This is a genomic window from Burkholderia sp. AU33545, from assembly GCF_020419685.1.
GTDB lineage: Bacteria > Pseudomonadota > Gammaproteobacteria > Burkholderiales > Burkholderiaceae > Burkholderia > Burkholderia diffusa.
This window is the reverse complement of sequence record NZ_JAIZRQ010000010.1, coordinates 169,283-186,809: the sequence shown is the minus strand read 5'-3', so window position 1 is coordinate 186,809 and position 17,527 is coordinate 169,283. Positions and strand designations below refer to the sequence as shown.

The following is a 17,527-nucleotide window of genomic DNA, read 5'->3' as shown; positions in this document are numbered from 1 at the left end:
CGCTCAACTCGGTAAAAATTGACTCCGCTTAAGAGCTAAAACATTCGTATTCCTATTCATAACACCGCGCGTTGCGCACACCACATTTCCCACCATTCAGTCGAAGAGCGTCACCCCGTGCCGACCACAAGCCGCAGTGTCGACATAGTCGTCATCTCGCATCGATGTGATCACGGTTGCTTCAATCGCGGATAGTCCATTGCGCCGCTTTTTCTTCGAGCACGACAAGCGGCTCTTCAACAAAAGCGAGGCCGGTGGCATGCACGAAGGTAATGTCTTTGATACCAATCACGCCCAACACGGTGGTCAGGTAAGGGCGAAAGAAATCCGGTTGGCGGGGCGGCTCGTGAAACATCGCGCCGCCGGACGTGACCGCAATATACGTCGGGCGATCGCGCAACAAGCCGACCTTGCCTTTTTCCGTTGCCACGAACGTTACGTCGCGGCGAACGACAAGGTCGATCCAGGTCTTAAGCGCCGCTGGCACTGTGAAGTTATGCACGGGGGTCGAAATCCACAGTACGTCCGCTGCGTCGAGCTCCTGAATCAGTTGATCGGAAACAGCAAGCGCCGCGCCATACCACTCTCTTGCCTCCGCGGCAGGCAAGAGCAGAGATTCGGCATACTCGGCTGTAAGAGGCGGCAGCGGCTCGGTGCCGATCTTGCGCCGTGTCACCCGAATGTTTCGTCCGGTGCGGGCCGTCAACGTAGGCAGCAAATGCTCGGTGAAGTACCGGCTCGTCGAGTTGTCGTTCCGCGGGCTGCAATCAAGCAGAAGCAAATTTGTAGCGTTCATCAGTCAATCCATGCTGAATCAAAGCGGTGTTCAGGCCCCGCGATTGAAGGCGAAACACGTGGCGAGCTTCGTGGGTTCCGTGCCAGCTCGTACCACGGTGGCACCGACAACCTGCGTCAACGGGCAAGCGTATTCGCTCCCGCCTTCGCAATCCGGGCGTCTTCACCAGGCTTGACACCCGAGACACCAATGGCGCCCACCACCTGCCCGTCGACAACGACCGGCACGCCACCCTCCAGCGCCGCGACGAGAGGCGCGCTGACAAATGCCGTTCTGCCGGCGTTGATCATTTCCTCGTACATCCGCGACTCGCGGCGTCCGAGCACCGACGTACGTGCTTTTCCAATAGCCATTTCGGCGGCGATCGGCGCGCAATCGTCGAGCCGAAGCAAACCAAGCAGATGACCACCATCATCGACCACGGCAATCGCTACCGGCCATTGGTTCGATTCGGCCTCGGCACGTGCCGCATCCATGATTCGTTCAACCTCTGCGACGGTCAAAACAGACTTTCTTTGCACCTTCGTTTCTCTCCAGTTGTTTCAGCGCGCGGTACCACGCCGTGGAACCGTATGGGGCGGGTAGGCGCGAAAATGGCGTCGAACACGGGACCCGCTTGAACCTATCGTCCGGCGACACAAATCGCGCCGCCATCCAGTTTCGGCAACATAAATCCCGTGAGCGAAAGAGAGATTCGGTCGCCCGCTTACCAGGAACGACTGGCTGGGCATTGACGGCCTTACCGCGCCAGAGGGGCGCACGACGCCCTCGGGGCGCGGCCGTACTGGCCGAGATGGCGTGTCGCGTTACCGCCCTTTCACGGAAGGCGTGCGAGCGCCGCGTCGAGTGCGGCGGACTCCTCGGGCAAAGTGATACCTAGTTCACCGCGAAGGACGCTGCGCAGTTCTTGTGCACCCGACAATTCCCGCTTGTGCGTCCCGGTTTGCTGGTCGTGGATATGCAGCATGCGGTTGAAAAGTCCGATACGCCTGCCCGGCGCAAGGCGAGCCCCAAGCAGGTTGCTCACGAACAGCGAGCTCGGATATGTCGACACGAAGTGATTCGACATTTCGTAGTCGACCGGGTACTGCGGGTCAAGATCGAAGCGGTACACCGGCTTCCACTGATCCTCCACCTGGGCCTGCAGCACGAAGGCCGGTAGGCCTGCACGATCGGCTCCGGCCTCAAAGGGCGAATCCTGAATCCGGAATACGCCGTGCGGTGTCGTCTGTTCGAGATTCGTCTGCAGCAAGAGCGGGGCGGACAGCGTCATCCCGCCGAAGCCGACATCGGCCAGATAGCGCTCCCCATCTATCTCGACAAGCAAGAACATGTGCGTACGCGGCGGCATGCCGAATGATGCGTCGTGGCCCCACAGCACGCGCGCGGCGCAGCTTCGTACTGTATAACCCAGCAGTCCGAGCACGTGTCGAAAAAGCAGATTGTGCTCGAAGCAGTACCCGCCCCGACCGGCTTGCACCAGCTTCCGCTGGATCGATGCGAGGTCGATTCGCACCGGTCGGCCGAGCAATACGTCGAGATTTTCAAAAGGGATTGCCTCGGGATGCAACCGATGCAGTAAACACAACCTGTCGAGGGTAGGTCCAGCCGGCGGCTCGGCCGATTGATAGCCGATACGCTTGAAGTATCCGGCGAGATCGAGAGCTTCGTGCGGTTCAGTCATTGCTTGCTCCATGTCACTTGAAAAACCGGGTCTCGTACGCGCCGCAAGCATGCCCTCGCTAGCCCGTGAAAGCCTCGATGTGTTCGATCCGACCATCGTGCTCCGCAAGCCCAAAGCGGCCCACGTCCTTCAACGTATCCTGAGGGCGTACACCGAATCGACGGCGATAGTGCGACGTGAAGTGACCGTAATGTTCGAAACCCCAACGCAACGCCACTTCCGTCAGACGCGTCGTCGCTGGGTCGCCCGCGGTGAGTTCGGCGTGAACGGCCTTCAGGCGCAGGTCACGCAAAAACGACATCGGCGACTGACCGTGCGTCTGGCGGAACGCATAAAAAAGCGCCCTTGGACTCACTCCGACGGCACGGGCAATCTGCTCCACCGAGGTCGCCTCAGCGAGATGCGCCCGCATATAGTCCTCCGCGCGCTTGACGTAGGCCGGCCTGACCGTCCTACGGTCGCACATGTCATTCAGGTTTTCCGACCAGTTGCTGGGTTGCGCGAGCAACAGCGTATCGATCAGCAGACGCTCCCAGCGTTCGCAATAGGCGGGGCGCGCGAGCAAGTCGGGACACGCCGCACTTACCTGAAGAACGTAAGAGAGCGTAGCCAGCCACGCCTGGCCGGCTGGCCCGAAAAGGCACAATTTCGGTTGAAAGCGCAAACCTTGCCTGGGAAGCAATTCGATATGCTCCATGCACGCGCGCTCCAGCGCCTTCTGTTCTATACGGACAACGATTTGTTCCAACTCGGCCGAAAATTGCAGCTGTATCGCCTCTTGAGGCGACAGGATGGCAGCGACATCGGGACTGCCCGACACCAGCTGCTTTCCGACCGAGTAGAGTGAGGTGCCGCGAACGGGCATCTGAACCAGCGTGAAGCTTTCCAGCTCGTCACAGTCGACCTGGACTTCCGCTCCATACTGCAGATAGAAGACGCGCAAACTGCCGATCTTGAGTGAGCGCAGCGCCGCGTCGATCTCGCCGCGACCTCCGGCAACCGACATCTCGTGCGGCTTGATTGCTTGCCCTACCAGATCGATCACGCTTTCTCGATTCATTCTGCCTTCGAAGTGAACGCCAAAATGCTCGAAGGCGTCCCGCGTGCCGTTGTACAAACTCGGATAAGTGTTCATGACATCCTCAGCTTCCCGGGGACGGACGGGAGCACCGCTTCCAGAGACTCCCCGGCCCGGATGTCGCTCAGAGAATGCAGTTCCCGACCGTCACAACCACATCAAAGCATGCATAGGTACGCCCGACTAAGTACGTGTACGTCGTATTTATCTTTGAATTTAATCACCGAAAATTTGAGTGTCAAGACTATCGGAAACCCTTGAGGCGCCGCTCCGCCTACGCCTTCGGAATCAGGTCGACGCTATGCGTCCTTCCCTGGCGGCGAGCGGGCGGCGACTGAAGACTTCGGTACACCGCCGACGCCCCAGTGTGCGGCCGGCACCTCTTGCACGATGACCCGCACCGACTCTCTCGGTGCATCCAGCGCGGTCACAGCTGCTTCGGTCAAACCGGCGATCAGCGCTGTTTTCTCGGCCGTAGTCCGGCCGTCGATGAGCATGACCTGTATCAAAGGCACGGCCCTCTCCTTAATTCGATGGTTTTCGATTTGCCTTCGCGGCGGCCGGAACGACGTTCCGACATTACTCGGAGGAAAACAGGGGAAGGTCGAACGCAGTGACGCGCGGCGGCTGCGCGAACTTCTCGACCTCGATCAGGACCGTTTGCGCGACCGATCCTTGTCCCAACCGGGATGTACCCTTGTCGAGCGTCACTACGTTGGGATTGCCGTGCTTCTCGAGAGAGCAATCGGCACTGGGGTCTTCAGGGTCGAACCATGCGCCTGTCGGAATTTGCGCCACGCCGTTCATCAAATCCTCGCTCACCCGCGCCGATGCGAGAAATGCCCCGCGATCGTTATAGACGCGGACGATATTGCCGTCTTCGATACCGCGCTCGGCGGCGTCTCGCGGTGAGAGACTCAACACCTCTCTGCCATCGCGCTTGAACTGAACGCTGACCGGGCTGGGATCGAGCTGGCTATGCAGCTTGCCGGCGGGCTGATTCGACAGCAGATGCAGCGGGAATCTTGCAGCCTTTTCGCCGCCGAGCCATTCGGCCGGTTCCAGCCAGCTCGGATGCGCAGGACAATCGTCATACCCGTATTCCGCTATCCGCTGCGAAAAGAGTTCGATCTTTCCGGAAGGCGTCTTGAGGCGATGTGCGGCGGGATCGGCGCGGAAATCGGCCAATAGCGCCGGCTCCAGATACTCGTCGCTGGATGGGAACTCATACGACCCTTGCTCCCAGAACGAATCGAAATCCGGCGGCGCATAGCCCAGACCGATCGCGCGTTCGCGAGCTTGAGCATACATGTGGCGCAGCCATTCCATCTCGTTGCGTCCGTCGGTATAAGCGTCCCCGAAGCCCATCCGTTCCGACAGTTCCGCAAATACGTCGAAATCGTTCCGCGACTGTGCGACGGGAGGAATCACCTGATGCATCGCGATCCAGTGACGCTGCAATTCCGTCGCGAGGATGTCGTTGCGCTCCATGGTTGTCGTCGCCGGCAACACGACATCGGCATATCGGGCCGGCGGGTTCCACCACGGTTCATGCACGACCACGAAATCCGGCCGGCGCCAGGCTTGCACGAACCGGTTGAGATTCGTGTTGTGATGGAACGGGTTGCCGCCAACCGAATAGATCAGCTTGATATCGGGCATCCGGATCGTCGACCCGTCGTATTCGAGCTCGGACCCCGGATTGAGCAGCATGTCCGCCACGCGTCCAACCGGAACGTACGCGCGTACGGGATTGGGACCGAGAGAAAACGTCGGACGCGGAATGTCGCGCGGCCGGCGGACGGCAATCCCCGCAACGGCGCCGATACCGAAGCTAAACCCGCAACCGGGCTCGCCGATCTGCCCCAGCAGACTGGCCAGCGCGATCGTCATCCATACCGGCTGCTCGCCATGATCGGCGCGCTGGACCGACCAGGCTGTCGCAATCAGCGTTTTATGCGCCGCCATCCTGCGAGCAAGATCGCGAATGGTGTCCGCGTCCACGCCGCAAATGCGCGACGCCCATGCCGCATCCTTGGGCACGTGGTCCGTTTCGCCCAGCAGATAACGCCTGAACGGTTCGAACCCCTCGCAGTAGACATCGAGGAATCGCTTGTCATGCAGGTTCTCGCTCACCAGCACATGCGCAAGCCCCAGCATCATCGCAGTATCGGTGTTCGGAACGATCGGCAGCCAGTCTGCCTTCAGCAGTTCGGATACGTTGTCGCGGGCCGGGCTGATGTTGACGAACTCGACGTTCGAGCGCGCGATGCGCTCGATCCACTGCTCGGCTTCATGGACCGCGGCACCGCCCGCGTCGATCTGCATGTTCTTGACGTGGGCGCCACCGAACATCACGACAAGTTCCGTATGCTCGGCAATATGCACCCACGGGACAGCCATCGACGTGACGTCGGACGAACCGATCACATACGGCGCGATGTGCATCGCCGCGCCAAAGCTGTGGTTGCCCCGTTTGTCGACGTAGCCGCCGAATAGTCCCAGGAATCGCTTCAGAACGCTGGGGGAATGGTGCAGCCGCCCTGCGCTTGCCCAACCGTAGGAGCCGCCATATATCGCTTCATTGCCGAACTCGGACTTGACTCTGCGCAGCCCGTCTTCGACCAGATCCATCGCGACGTCCCACGTGACCGGAACGAATGGTTCCGCGCCGCGCCCCGCTCGAGACGCCTCCCGGCTCTTCAAATACCCGGCGCGAACGTATGGCTGATCGATGCGCAGCGGACTGCGCACCATCTGCGGCAGTGCCTGAATCAGAGCAGGTGGGCCCGGATCCTCGTTGAACGCAGTCACGCCCGAGATTTCACCGTCCTTCAGGTGAACGTCATAGACGCCCCAGTGAGACGCAGTCTGAATCCGCTTCGAATCGCTCATTTTCCGGGTTCCGAGAGTAAGGCTAGGTCAGCGATCAGCCGCGGCCGCTGAACTGGATCGCGCATTCTGAAGATCGAGCGCGACGTCGACGATCATGTCTTCCTGGCCGCCGACCATCTTGCGGCGCCCGAGCTCGACGAGAATGTCGACCGTCTTCAGATCGTATCGAGCTGCGGCAGCTTCCGCGTGGCGCAGAAAGCTCGAGTACACGCCGGCATAGCCCAACGCGAGCGTTTCGCGATCGACGCGCACCGGCCGGTCTTGCAACGGACGGACGATGTCGTCCGCGGCGTCCATGAGCTTGTACAGATCGCAACCGTGGTTCCAGCCCATACGTTCTACCGCGGCGATGAATACCTCCAGCGGTGCATTACCTGCACCGGCGCCCATTCCCGCCAGGCTGGCATCGATACGGTCGCACCCCTCCTCCACGGCAACGATGGAGTTTGCTACGCCCAGACTGAGATTGTGGTGGGCATGTATGCCGGTTTGCGTTTCCGGCCTCAGCACATCCTTGAACGCGCGGAAGCGATCGCGTACGTCGTTCATGCTCAATGCGCCGCCCGAATCGACCACATACACGCACGAAGCGCCATAGCTCTCCATGAGCTTCGCCTGCTCCGCGAGCTTTTGCGGTGTGTTCATGTGGCTCATCATCAGGAACCCGACCGCGTCCATCCCCAAATTGCGGGCAAATTCGATGTGCTGCTTCGAAACGTCGGCTTCTGTGCAGTGCGTGGCGACGCGTACCACGCGAGCGCCGGCGTCATAGGCATTGCGCAAGTCATGCACGGTACCGACACCGGGAATCAGCAACGTCGCGACCTTCGCGTGCTTGACTGTATCTGCCACGGCTTCGATCCACTCGACATCGGTGTGCGCACCGAAGCCGTAGTTGAAACTGGAACCCGACAAACCGTCGCCGTGGGCGACTTCCAGACTGTCCACCCGCGCGTCGTCCAACGCCTGCGCGACCTCGCGAACGTTCTTGATGCTGTATTGATGACGCACGGCATGGCTGCCGTCGCGCAGCGTGACGTCGGAAATGTAAAGCTTCTTGCTCATGATGCGGTCCTCAGGTGGCTTCTACCAGGCGCGTCTGCGCGAAACGCTCGGCACACGCGAGCGCGGCGGAGGTCATGATGTCGAGATTGCCCGCATAAGCAGGAAGGTAGTGCGCAGCCCCTTCGACTTCCAGAAAGACGGTGGTCTTCAAGCCCGACAGCTTTCCGAGGCCCGGCACGTTCAACGGGTTCGCCGCGGAGATTTCCTCAAACTGGAGACGCTGCTTCAGCCGGTATCCCGGCACATAGCCCTGGACGGACTCCACCATCTCGGCGATGCTTTTCTCGATGGCCTTCGTATCCGCCATTTCCGATAGCGTGAACACGGTGTCGCGCATGATGAGCGGCGGCTCGGCCGGGTTGAGGATGATGATGGCCTTGCCGCGCGCGGCGCCGCCGATCACCTCGATCGCCTTCGACGTGGTCTCGGTGAACTCGTCGATGTTCGCCCGCGTGCCGGGGCCGGCCGACTTGCTCGAGATCGATGCGATGATTTCGCCGTAATGCACCCTCGCCACGCGCGAGACGGCCTTCACCATCGGAATGGTGGCCTGCCCGCCGCACGTCACCATGTTGATGTTCGGCGAATCGAGATGCGCGTCGATGTTGATCGCCGGAATCACGTACGGGCCGATCGCGGCAGGCGTGAGGTCGATCACCTGGACACCCCTTGCCTGGAGCAGTTCGTTGTGACGCTTGTGCGCACCTGCCGACGTCGCGTCGAACACGATGCGGATATCGCCGAAATTGGGCATTGCGAGGAGGCCGTCGATGCCGCCTGCCGTTACCGGTACATCGAGACGCGCCGCGCGCGCCAGGCCATCCGATTGTGGATCGATGCCGACCATGGCGCCCATTTTCAGGAACTTGCCATGACGCAGGATCTTGATCATCAAGTCGGTGCCGATGTTGCCCGACCCGATGATCGCCGCGAGAACGCGATTCTCTGACACGATATTCTTCCTTTCGCTTGTGGGAAGTACCACGGACGCGGCGCCATGCCGGCCGCCGCGAACGTCGTGGAGTACCTCCTTCACTTCAACTGACTGGCTTGTATGCCACGACCTTCATTTCGATCACGAGATGAGGATGAGGTAGCTGATGCACGGCCACGGTCGTGCGCGTCGGCCCTTCCACATCGAAGAATTCCGAGTAGACCTGGTTGTACGCCGGGAAGTCGTTCATGTTGACCAGATAGCTGCACACCTCGACCACATCCTTCAGGTCGGCGCCGGCGCTGCGGAGGATGTCGCGAATGTTCTGAATGACCTCTCGCGTCTGTACCTCGATGTCCGGCCGTGCTCTGCCCGACGAATCGACTTCGGCGCCTGCAATGGTGTTGTCGGCGCGCCGGGAACTCGTACCCGATACGAACAGGAAGTCCCCTGCGCGCTTGATGTGCGGATACGCGCCGAGCGGCCGGGCTTTGCCCTCCACGACCGCCGCGTGCTGTTGGACTGCATCTGTCATACCGTTCACTCCTCGCGCCGGACGTTGAACGCCACCTTGCCCGTGTTTTGAAACTCGCAGCTCACCGCCACGCCGGGGCGCAACGCGACCGCCGCGGTTGCCGCTCCTGCCAGAATGAGACTGCCTGCTTCGAGCGCCTCGCCTTGCTCCGCCGCCAGGCGCGCGGCAGCGACCAAGCCACGAATCGGCGCGCCGAGGATGGCAGCGGTAGTCCCCATCTCCACAGGGCGACCATCGAAGGACATCACCAGCCCCAGGTTGCTCACATCGGTGTCCCGCGCGTGCCACGGCCCCACCACGAAACCTGAAGACGAAGCGTTGTCGGCCACGACATCGGGCAGCGAGAACTTGAAGTCGCGGTAGCGCGAGTCGATCACTTCCAGCGCGGGAGCAACCGCCTCGACCGCGGCGAGAGCCTGCAGCGGCGTGACCTTGCCTTCGAGGCGCTTGCCCAGCAGAAAGCACACCTCCGGCTCGACTCGCGGATGAACGTAGTCGGACAGCGCGATGCTGCCGCCTTCCTCGACCCACATGTCGGACGTGAGCCGCCCCCAGATCAGATCGGAGACGCCCATCTGCGCCATCTTGGCCCGGCTCGTGAACCCCATCTTGATGCCGATCTGATTCGCTCCACGCGCCAGGCGATGGCCAATCAGCGCCCGTTGCACGGCATAGGCTTCTTCAAGCGTCACGGCATCGTCGCCGGTCAATTGCGGCGTAGCCTGCCTGCTCACTGCAGCATCGTCGAGACGCTTGGCGATACGTTGAATTTTCATGAAATCTCCTCAACCGGCCTCGGCAAAGCGCGCGCGCACGCTACCGAGACCCTGGATGCGCGCCTCGATCACATCACCGGCGGAAACCGTGACCAGCGGCCCGAGCGCCCCGGTCAGCACCACATCGCCGGCACGGAGCGGCGTGCCCATCTCGACGAGGGTCCGCGCGAGCCACAGCGCCGCGTTCAATGGATGACCGAGACACGCCGCACCAACGCCGAGCGACACGGCGTCGCCCTTGCGCTCCATGATCATGCCCGCGAGCCTCAGGTCCAGTTCGGCAAGCTTGACCGGACGCTGCCCCAGCACGTAGAGGCTCGCGGATGCGTTGTCCGCAATGGTGTCGAGAATCGTGATGTCCCAGTTCGCGATGCGGCTGCCGACCACTTCGATGGCCGGCAGCACGTACGCGGTCGCCGCCAGCAGATCGGTCATGACGATGTGTTCGCCGTCGAGGTCGCGCTCGAGCACCAGCGCCACCTCGGCCTCGCACTTCGGCTGCATCAGCCGGGACCAGGCCATTTCCTCGTTGTCGTTGACCGCCATCGAGTCGAACAGCGTGCCGAAGTCGGGCTGATCCACGCCCAGTTGCTTCTGCACAGCGAGCGAGGTCAGTCCGATCTTGCGGCCGGTCACCCGGCGCCCTTCGCGCACCTGACGCTGCGTATTCAGGTCTTGTGCCGCGTATGCCTCCGCGATGCCGCCGGTAAAGTGCTCACGCACCGGCGCAATCGGCTGCCCCGTTCTGGCCGCCTGATCGAGCAGGTCGGCCACGTGTTGGACTCGTTCAGACATGCTCGATCTCCTCGTCAACGCGCACGCAGACGTTGGTCAGCTCCGAATAGAAATTGAGCGAATGCACCCCGCCCTCGCGTCCGATACCGGACAGGCCCGCCCCACCGAACGGCGTGCGCAGGTCGCGCAGGAACCAGGTATTGACCCAGCTGATACCCACGCGCATTGACTCGCTCACACGATGCGCACGGCTCAGGTTCGACGTCCAGATCGTCGCCGCGAGGCCGTACCGCGTATCGTTCGCGCGGGCGATCACTTCGCGTTCGCTGTCGAACGGCGCAACATGGCAGATCGGCCCGAAGATTTCCTCGCGCACCGATCGCGCATCGTCCGGCAGGCCGGTGATCACCGTCGGCTCGACCCATGCACCGCCGTCACGCTCGTCGCCGAAACGCAGCGCCTTGCCGCCCGTCAGGAACGTTGCCCCTTCGTCGCGCGCGAGGCCGAAGTAGCTCATCACCTTGTCGCGATGCTTGGCCGAAATGAGCGGCCCCATGTGCGTGCCCGGATCGTCGGGCCAGTCGATCTTCATCGCTTTGATCCGCTCGACCAGCGCCGCGCAGAATCGATCGAAGATCGGCCGCTCGACATAGACGCGTTCCGAACACAGGCACACCTGGCCGCTATTGAGGAATAGCGCGCGCATCATGCCGTCGAGCATCTTGTCGAAATCGCAGTCGGCGAAGATGATCGCCGCATTCTTGCCGCCCAGCTCGAACGAGACCGGCTTCACGCCCTCTGCCGCTGCGCGCATGATCGTCGTACCCGTGCGCGACTCTCCGGTAAACGTGATGGCGCTGATATCCGCATGACGCGAGATGAACTCGCCGGCAGAGTCAGGCCCAAAACCGTGGACCAGGTTGAACACGCCGGGCGGTACGCCGGCCGCTTCCATGACCTCGGCGAGCAACGTCGCGCTGCCGGGCGTTTCCTCGGAAGGCTTAACCACCACGGCGTTACCGCACGCCAGCGCCGGTGCCACCTTCCAGGTCAGCAACAGCAGCGGCAAGTTCCATGGGGAAATCACGCCCACGACGCCCAATGGCTTGCGTGCAGCGTAGTTGAGTGCGTAGCCGCCGTCGGCGAGGTCCAGCCGATGGCTGTCGAGCGGCGCGGTGGCGAGCATATCGGCGAACGCGCGGAAGTTCGCGATGCCCCGAGGGATATCGATGCTCGACGCCATCGCAAGAGGCTTGCCGGTATCCGCCATCTCGGCGGCAAGGAAATCGTCCTGGCGGCGTTCCATCTCGTCGGCGATACGGCGCAGCATGGCGACCCGCTCCACCGTTCCGGTGCGCCCCCACTCGCCCGCGACTGCCCGGTGCCCGGCCTTGACCGCCTGATCCACCAGATCCCGGCTTGCCTCATGGACTATCGCAACCAGAGAACCGTCGACAGGGCTGATATCTTCGAACGTCCGCGTGCTTTCGACCCATCGGCCATCCACAAAATTTCGATAGTGCTTCATCCGTTTTACCTTGGTTACGCTGACTGGCGGCTTTCGCCGCACATGTCGATCTGATTAGCTTCCGGTTCGAACGGTGACCGAACGGGCGAGCCCCCGTTCGGCCCCGGGATCAGATCCGGAATTCAATGACTGCAGCACCGCTCCCATACAGCGGGCCGTAGTGGTGAACCGTGGCGCCCGCGAAACTGCCGCCGAGCGCACCGAGCACCCAACTGAAGTGCTTGCCGCCCATGTCGACACGCGCGCCTTTTGCGTAGGCGGGGAACAACTCGCGAATCGAGTCGGAATCTCCTGCTTCAAACAGCGCCAGCATCCGCCGGTTCCACTCGTCTTCCTCGGGCTTGACGATGTGATCGGTGGCAGGATCGATGTCCTTCGTGAAAACGCTCCCGGACAGTCCCCCCACACCCACGACGGCGACCTTCTTCCCTTGCTGCTGCGCACTGGACACCGCAATGGAAGCCAGCTTTGCCGTCGCTTCGCCGTTGTCGTAGAGATTGTTGGACGCCACCACCAGCGGCAGATCCTCTCCTCCGATCCCCAAGCCACTGCTGGCGACGATCGTGCCCGTATCGATCGGGAAATTCAGGTAATCCGCGCCGCGCGCGTTGATACCCTGGTTCTGGCAAGACTGAATGCACAGCGTCGCGAGATCCACGTCGCTATAGAGGTCGTACTTCAAGTCGCCGAACTCGTGCCAGTTCTCGTCGACGTGTACGTCCTGGCTGCGCCGTCGCGTCAACCAGATTTCGTCAAGCACGGCGAACCATTGTGTCGAGTACACCAGCACGACATCGGGTTTCGACGCTTTCAATGCAGCGCCGGCCTGTTGCATGGCCTGCTTGAATTTGTGCCATCCCGGCACGTCGGAACGAAGCTCGGGCAGAGGACTACCGGGAACAATGAACGCGGAAACAATAGACATGATGTTCACACTCTAGAAAGGGACCAAGGAAGCTCGTTTGCGCGCCTTCTATCAGGACACCGTAGCTTCGTGCGCAAGACCGGCCTTGACGAGGTTCCACTCCATCACGGCATTGCCCGTGCCGATGACGGTGCCGTAACCATGCAACTCCGCGGCCAGTTCCGGGTACTGCATCGCCGCATGCATCCAGGTAAACGCCCCGGACTTGACTTCCGCGAACGCCTCGTCGATGAATTGCGGCAGCAGGCGGAACACCTCCTTCATTTCCCCGCGACGCATCAGGTCGATCATGCGCATATCCCATTGATAGCCGGCGTGGCTGAACGGGTGCTCCTGGCTCATGTCTTCCGGCGGAACCGGCTCTTGATGAAAGTGCCAGTGCGACAGCGTATTGGACGCGAGCAGGACCGCGCGCTTGCCCGACTTGATGATCGCTTCACGCGTCGCCTGCCCCAGCAAATCCATCTCGGCCAAACCTTCCTTCATGCTCAGGTAGTAAGGCGTGTTGTTTGCCGAGATACCGACCACCGGAATGTCCCATTGGGGGCGGATCATGTGGAGCGTGGTGATGGTTCCATAGTCCACACGGAAGCGCGGATTGCGCATCATCTTCGTCTCGAGGCCCAGCTTGCGGCCTTCTTCGCAACACGCCTCGGCCAGTTCGACGTCGACGTTCAGCGAATATTCGAAGCGGAACAGGTTCGGAAAGATCGGATCGACCGATCGCCCCGACAGGTGCTCGACGCCGAGAAAATGGTGCCCCACCGATGTGATCCAGTGCGGCGAGTGAACCAGCAATACGTCCGGCTTCAGCTCGTCCAGGCTCTTGCGCGCCCGCTCGTATGCCCAGCGCAGCTGCTCCCAGCCGCCCGACGATTTGGGTTCGTTCTGGGGCGGGTTCTCCGCATAGAGCATGTGCGGAGGATGGGGTGCCAGCAAACCGCTGACGATTTCTCCGGTGGCCATACTTTCTCTCCTACCTTTTTGGAAGTGGAACGTTCACATTGATCACGGCCGCCGCCCTTTGGCTTCTTTCGTTGACGTCATCCTTCGAATCGGACGCTCGTCCATGACCGGTTTATGGTTTGAAAACCGCTTAGCCGTCTTGCACCTTCTCCGCTACCGCCGCCTTTCTCTCGAATCATAAATGTACGTATACGTACTTTGTTGGTTCGATGATAGGAGCCGTGTCGCCGTGGTGTCAAGGGTTCAAATTTGCATACGACGTAGGTACAAACCCTGCCGACGGCCCATCAATCCAGTCGGTTCGAGATTGATGGGGCCTGCTCATGAGAACAAGGGGAGTCCTGCACTTTTAAAGGGCGTTTCGCGCACCGTGTGAGACTGGAAAGGGCCCACGATGAAGCAATGGACATGATCGTCGCTTTTGCCGCACCACGACGAACCACCGCAACATGTCATTGAATCAATATAATACGTGTACGTAAGTTATGGGCGTGTTCTTGAGCGTCGGAGAACCGCCGACGTGTCGATGAGCGACGCCGCCGCCATCGAACCGCGCGCAGCCGAAATGGCTTCTCCTATGCACGTTGGCCAGTCGTGCGCCGGCTCCCGATCGCGGTCCCATGCCAGTTGAACCGCGCAGCCGAACCATCGATAATGGCAACTGTTTCCTTTCACCGTATTCGTGTTCCTTTCACTTCGTCTCACGTCTGGAGCCCGATTACCCGAACGACCTCTTTCTCATTCGACTGTCTTCTTTCCTATGCCTTCACCCAAGAAGAACGACAAACCCGCAAAGAACAAGTCGGCGGATTCCAGCTCGATCGGCCTGTCAAAGGAAGCACAACATGCTCTGGATCACTTCCGCTTGGAAGAGGTCGCCTCTCACCTGCTGAGGCGAGCACACTTCATTGCCGAAGACATATTCAGCCGGGAATTCGCATCCGAATCGCTGACGCCGCGGCAAAAGGCTGCCCTCGTGGTGGTTGCTCAACACCCCGGTCTGAAGCAAAGCGAGTTGGCCGACCAGTTGCACATGGACCGAAACACGATCGCGGAGATGGTGAAAAGGCTCTGCGCGAACGAGATGCTCGTACGGAGTCCTTCGGAAGACGACCAGCGAGCTTATCGCCTGCACATCGCCAAGAACGGCATCGAGACGCTGAACCGTGTGCTGCCGCGAGACGCCGGAGTCGAGAAAAAGCTGCTTGATAAACTACCGGAAGAATACCGGCCGCTTTTTGTGAAGTGCCTGAAACTGATCGTCGAATCGGAGCCCGAAGCGGGTTTGTAACCGCAGTCCTTGCACGCATCGGAAATCGGGGCACGCTGGACGTGCTCCCGATGCATCTCTCACGACGACGGCGCTCAACTCCGCCGCTCCCCTGGCAAGAGCTGAAATTCGATCTCCACGGCAGCCCCAAGCGGCAATCCGCTGACAGTCGCAACCGTTCTGGCGGGCGGCTCGACATGTTCGAACGCTTCCTCCCACGCTTTGTTCACCGCCGCGGCGTCCGCCGTGTTCGCACAGAACACCCGCGCCACGATCAGGTCCGAAAGCGCCCAACTCTGTTCATCACATAGCCGCTTCAGGTTTCGGAGAATTTGCACCGTCTGCCCATATGCGCCGCCGTCAGCGAGAGTGCCGGTCGACGGGTCCAGTCCAACGAGGCCAGAGACAAAAACGAAGGGGCCGACCCGCACGACGGGGCTATAGCGAAAACGTGGCGTTGGCAGAACGTTCGACGAAACAATTTCGCGATGCATGGTTACCCTGAAAGTTTGCAGGTTTTGGATTCGGTCGTCCGCCGACGCCGCGATGTCGGCACCGGCAGGCGGACGGGTTTGCGAGTGCCGCGCCCCGTCCGCGAAACGCACCGGGTTCAGATACTGATGATCTTCGACGCGCTTACATCGGGGCGCCGTGACGTATCCCCTTCTTTCAGATTGACCTCGGCAATCTGATTCCCGTTCGGCGGTGCTTCCCAGGACGAGTGACGATTCCAGACCTCCGGATCGTGACCGGGGATGACGCGCTCCGTCTTCTGCTTGAGTAGATCGCGCATCTGGCGGTAAACGTGAATCTGATTGAACGCGTTGCCCTGGTGATAGCCGGGCGGCCACATGCGGTCGATATTCGAGTACCAGTAAACAATGTCACCGGCAGCGACAAACGGGCCGTTGCGTGTATTCACTTCGAACCACTGCGAACCGAACGTATGACTGTCCTTGGCGAGGCGGGCCGTGATGCCTGGCAAGACCTCTTCGTCGCCGCGGATGAACTTGATGCGACCTTCCGAAACGCCCTGCGCCGCGCGGATCAAATCCATCGGATCGAACGAGGAGAACACCCACGCCTTCTCTTCTTCGGTCTCGTGCTGATGCACCGCACAGACCGCCTGCGACCAGCCCAGATACTCATCGAGCTGCACATACAGCTTTGCGTTCGGGAAGGCTTCGAAATTTCCCATATGGTCGAAGTGCATGTGTGTCACCAGGATCGTATCGACGTCCTCCGGCGCAAAACCGATGCGTCCCAATACGTCTCGCGGCTCTTCCCAGCTCGAGAACGGGTAGCGCGTCAGCCAATGGTCATTGCGAAATCCGCAGTCGACGAGCGCAACATGCTGCTTACCGCCGACCTCGCCCCCGACCAGCAATGTGTAGATCATGGGAATCCGGATGGTGCCGGCGTTGCTGTAGATGCCGGCGCCGCCGAAAAAGTCCTGCGGCATATCTGCCTGGCAATATGCGAGCGCCCAGATCGAGTAATCCGTGTCTCGCATAGGTTGGGAGCCGATGATGGATGGGGCGCTCACATGAGTCTCCTGACATGAATGATGCATTTTAAATTTCGCATACCGAATTAAACTGGCTATTGGACGACGCCCCGAACGGAACCATGTCGCCCGACAAGAACCGCTTGCAGAGCAGGTGTAGCGCTCCAAAACCTTACGGATCGGTATGGGGCTGCGGGAACGTCAAGACGCTCGGTTCCGTCCGTCAGCGGCAGGCAGCTGCGTCGGCATAAAATACGTACACGTACTTTATGTGAATCGATCTTAGTTGCGCCGCCGAACCGCTGTCAAGGAATACAAAAATACCGACCTGTAGGTGAAAACCCGCTCATTCGTTGGATGCAGAGCGCGGATGCCTACGGGGCTTCGGGGTCGCGGTTGCGCAGGCTGGCGAAATACTGGGTTGGCGACTTGCCCAGCGCCTTTTTGAACATGGTGATAAACGCCGTCACCGAGTCGTAGCCCAGAAGTCCCGCCACCTGCTGGACCGACGTCCCGTCGGTCAGTTGCCGAAGGGCGACAATGAGATGCAGTTGCTGGCGCCAGCGTCCAAACGTCAAGCCCGTCTCGCGAACCACGAGTCGGGCTAGGGTTCTGTCGCTCATCGCAAGTCGGGCAGCCCACTGGGAAAGCGTTGTGCGATCAGATGGGTCCGCAGAGAGGGTTTCCAGCATGCGTCTGATAGCCGGCGCCTGCGAAATCGGCAGATGCAATTGCTGGACAGGTGCCTCTGCCAGTTGGTCCAGCAACACGGCCACCACTTTTTCAGTTTTGCTTCCACGCTGGTAAGCCGGTTCTCCGATTTTCGCCGAAGA

General features: G+C 60.8%; 18 protein-coding genes. 1 reads left to right on the top strand and 17 read right to left on the bottom strand.

Annotated features, from left to right (window positions below; all coding sequences use genetic code 11):
- Positions 1 to 181 precede the first annotated feature (181 nt).
- The 14 genes from LGM71_RS30035 to cnbCb all read right to left on the bottom strand — a co-directional run bounded on the left by LGM71_RS30035 (position 182) and on the right by cnbCb (position 13,917).
- A complete protein-coding gene (locus LGM71_RS30035) occupies positions 182 to 796 on the bottom strand; it encodes an FMN-dependent NADH-azoreductase (RefSeq protein WP_226118097.1) in 615 nt (204 codons plus the stop codon).
- A gap of 116 nt (positions 797 to 912) precedes the next feature.
- Positions 913 to 1,317 carry a heme-binding protein gene (locus tag LGM71_RS30030; RefSeq protein ID WP_226118095.1) on the bottom strand — a complete coding sequence of 135 codons (405 nt, stop codon included), beginning with the start codon at positions 1,315 to 1,317 and terminating at the stop codon, positions 913 to 915.
- A gap of 296 nt (positions 1,318 to 1,613) precedes the next feature.
- Complete coding sequence (locus LGM71_RS30025; protein WP_226118093.1) at positions 1,614 to 2,480, bottom strand: arylamine N-acetyltransferase family protein; 867 nt, start codon at positions 2,478 to 2,480, stop codon at positions 1,614 to 1,616.
- A 58-nt stretch (positions 2,481 to 2,538) separates the two neighbouring features.
- A complete protein-coding gene (locus LGM71_RS30020; RefSeq protein ID WP_226118091.1) occupies positions 2,539 to 3,615 on the bottom strand; it encodes an AraC family transcriptional regulator in 1,077 nt (358 codons plus the stop codon).
- Between the two features lie 242 nt (positions 3,616 to 3,857).
- Positions 3,858 to 4,073, bottom strand: a complete 216-nt coding sequence (locus LGM71_RS30015) for a 4-oxalocrotonate tautomerase (protein ID WP_226118089.1) — start codon at positions 4,071 to 4,073, stop codon at positions 3,858 to 3,860.
- A gap of 64 nt (positions 4,074 to 4,137) precedes the next feature.
- Complete coding sequence (locus LGM71_RS30010; protein ID WP_226118087.1) at positions 4,138 to 6,453, bottom strand: molybdopterin-dependent oxidoreductase; 2,316 nt, start codon at positions 6,451 to 6,453, stop codon at positions 4,138 to 4,140.
- Between the two features lie 27 nt (positions 6,454 to 6,480).
- Positions 6,481 to 7,518, bottom strand: a complete 1,038-nt coding sequence (dmpG, locus tag LGM71_RS30005) for a 4-hydroxy-2-oxovalerate aldolase (protein ID WP_226118085.1) — start codon at positions 7,516 to 7,518, stop codon at positions 6,481 to 6,483.
- A 10-nt stretch (positions 7,519 to 7,528) separates the two neighbouring features.
- Complete coding sequence (locus LGM71_RS30000) at positions 7,529 to 8,473, bottom strand: acetaldehyde dehydrogenase (acetylating) (RefSeq protein WP_413226927.1); 945 nt, start codon at positions 8,471 to 8,473, stop codon at positions 7,529 to 7,531.
- An 82-nt stretch (positions 8,474 to 8,555) separates the two neighbouring features.
- Complete coding sequence (locus tag LGM71_RS29995; RefSeq protein WP_226118083.1) at positions 8,556 to 8,987, bottom strand: RidA family protein; 432 nt, start codon at positions 8,985 to 8,987, stop codon at positions 8,556 to 8,558.
- 5 nt (positions 8,988 to 8,992) lie between these two features.
- Positions 8,993 to 9,763 carry a 2-keto-4-pentenoate hydratase gene (locus LGM71_RS29990; RefSeq protein WP_226118081.1) on the bottom strand — a complete coding sequence of 257 codons (771 nt, stop codon included), beginning with the start codon at positions 9,761 to 9,763 and terminating at the stop codon, positions 8,993 to 8,995.
- Positions 9,764 to 9,772: 9 nt separating this feature from the next.
- Complete coding sequence (locus LGM71_RS29985) at positions 9,773 to 10,558, bottom strand: 2-keto-4-pentenoate hydratase (RefSeq protein WP_226118079.1); 786 nt, start codon at positions 10,556 to 10,558, stop codon at positions 9,773 to 9,775.
- On the bottom strand, positions 10,551 to 12,026 hold the full coding sequence (locus LGM71_RS29980; protein WP_226118077.1) for a 2-hydroxymuconic semialdehyde dehydrogenase: 1,476 nt from the start codon (positions 12,024 to 12,026) through the stop codon (positions 10,551 to 10,553). The genes LGM71_RS29985 and LGM71_RS29980 overlap by 8 nt, the downstream gene beginning before the upstream one ends.
- A 109-nt stretch (positions 12,027 to 12,135) precedes the next feature.
- Positions 12,136 to 12,951: a tRNA U-34 5-methylaminomethyl-2-thiouridine biosynthesis protein gene (locus tag LGM71_RS29975; RefSeq protein ID WP_226118076.1), complete on the bottom strand. Its 816-nt coding sequence runs from the start codon at positions 12,949 to 12,951 to the stop codon at positions 12,136 to 12,138.
- 51 nt (positions 12,952 to 13,002) lie between these two features.
- Entirely contained in the window at positions 13,003 to 13,917 is a 915-nt protein-coding gene (cnbCb, locus tag LGM71_RS29970; protein ID WP_226118075.1) for a 2-aminophenol 1,6-dioxygenase subunit beta, read from the bottom strand.
- 760 nt (positions 13,918 to 14,677) lie between these two features.
- Here cnbCb and LGM71_RS29965 point away from each other — a divergent pair.
- Positions 14,678 to 15,208: a MarR family winged helix-turn-helix transcriptional regulator gene (locus LGM71_RS29965; RefSeq protein ID WP_175671346.1), complete on the top strand. Its 531-nt coding sequence runs from the start codon at positions 14,678 to 14,680 to the stop codon at positions 15,206 to 15,208.
- A gap of 74 nt (positions 15,209 to 15,282) precedes the next feature.
- On the opposite strand, the gene LGM71_RS29960 is transcribed toward LGM71_RS29965, so the two are convergent.
- The 3 genes from LGM71_RS29960 to LGM71_RS29950 form a co-directional block, all read right to left on the bottom strand.
- Positions 15,283 to 15,681, bottom strand: coding sequence for a RidA family protein (locus LGM71_RS29960; RefSeq protein WP_226118070.1), 399 nt, complete (start codon positions 15,679 to 15,681; stop codon positions 15,283 to 15,285).
- A 116-nt stretch (positions 15,682 to 15,797) separates the two neighbouring features.
- Positions 15,798 to 16,733: an N-acyl homoserine lactonase family protein gene (locus LGM71_RS29955; protein WP_226118061.1), complete on the bottom strand. Its 936-nt coding sequence runs from the start codon at positions 16,731 to 16,733 to the stop codon at positions 15,798 to 15,800.
- 335 nt (positions 16,734 to 17,068) lie between these two features.
- A complete protein-coding gene (locus LGM71_RS29950; RefSeq protein WP_319000405.1) occupies positions 17,069 to 17,461 on the bottom strand; it encodes an AraC family transcriptional regulator in 393 nt (130 codons plus the stop codon).
- Between the last annotated feature and the right edge of the window lie 66 nt (positions 17,462 to 17,527).

What these genes read in the sequence shown, in the direction of transcription:
- LGM71_RS30020 (WP_226118091.1), bottom strand. Translation starts at nt 3,615, where the DNA reads ATGAACACTTATCCGAGTTTGTACAACGGCACGCGGGACGCCTTCGAG.
- LGM71_RS29995 (WP_226118083.1), bottom strand. Translation starts at nt 8,987, where the DNA reads ATGACAGATGCAGTCCAACAGCACGCGGCGGTCGTGGAGGGCAAAGCC.
- LGM71_RS29980 (WP_226118077.1), bottom strand. Translation starts at nt 12,026, where the DNA reads ATGAAGCACTATCGAAATTTTGTGGATGGCCGATGGGTCGAAAGCACG.
- dmpG (WP_226118085.1), bottom strand. Translation starts at nt 7,518, where the DNA reads ATGAGCAAGAAGCTTTACATTTCCGACGTCACGCTGCGCGACGGCAGC.
- LGM71_RS29990 (WP_226118081.1), bottom strand. Translation starts at nt 9,763, where the DNA reads ATGAAAATTCAACGTATCGCCAAGCGTCTCGACGATGCTGCAGTGAGC.
- LGM71_RS30010 (WP_226118087.1), bottom strand. Translation starts at nt 6,453, where the DNA reads ATGAGCGATTCGAAGCGGATTCAGACTGCGTCTCACTGGGGCGTCTAT.
- LGM71_RS29965 (WP_175671346.1), top strand. Translation starts at nt 14,678, where the DNA reads ATGCCTTCACCCAAGAAGAACGACAAACCCGCAAAGAACAAGTCGGCG.
- LGM71_RS29975 (WP_226118076.1), bottom strand. Translation starts at nt 12,951, where the DNA reads ATGTCTATTGTTTCCGCGTTCATTGTTCCCGGTAGTCCTCTGCCCGAG.
- LGM71_RS29985 (WP_226118079.1), bottom strand. Translation starts at nt 10,558, where the DNA reads ATGTCTGAACGAGTCCAACACGTGGCCGACCTGCTCGATCAGGCGGCC.
- LGM71_RS29960 (WP_226118070.1), bottom strand. Translation starts at nt 15,681, where the DNA reads ATGCATCGCGAAATTGTTTCGTCGAACGTTCTGCCAACGCCACGTTTT.
- cnbCb (WP_226118075.1), bottom strand. Translation starts at nt 13,917, where the DNA reads ATGGCCACCGGAGAAATCGTCAGCGGTTTGCTGGCACCCCATCCTCCG.
- LGM71_RS30035 (WP_226118097.1), bottom strand. Translation starts at nt 796, where the DNA reads ATGAACGCTACAAATTTGCTTCTGCTTGATTGCAGCCCGCGGAACGAC.
- LGM71_RS30025 (WP_226118093.1), bottom strand. Translation starts at nt 2,480, where the DNA reads ATGACTGAACCGCACGAAGCTCTCGATCTCGCCGGATACTTCAAGCGT.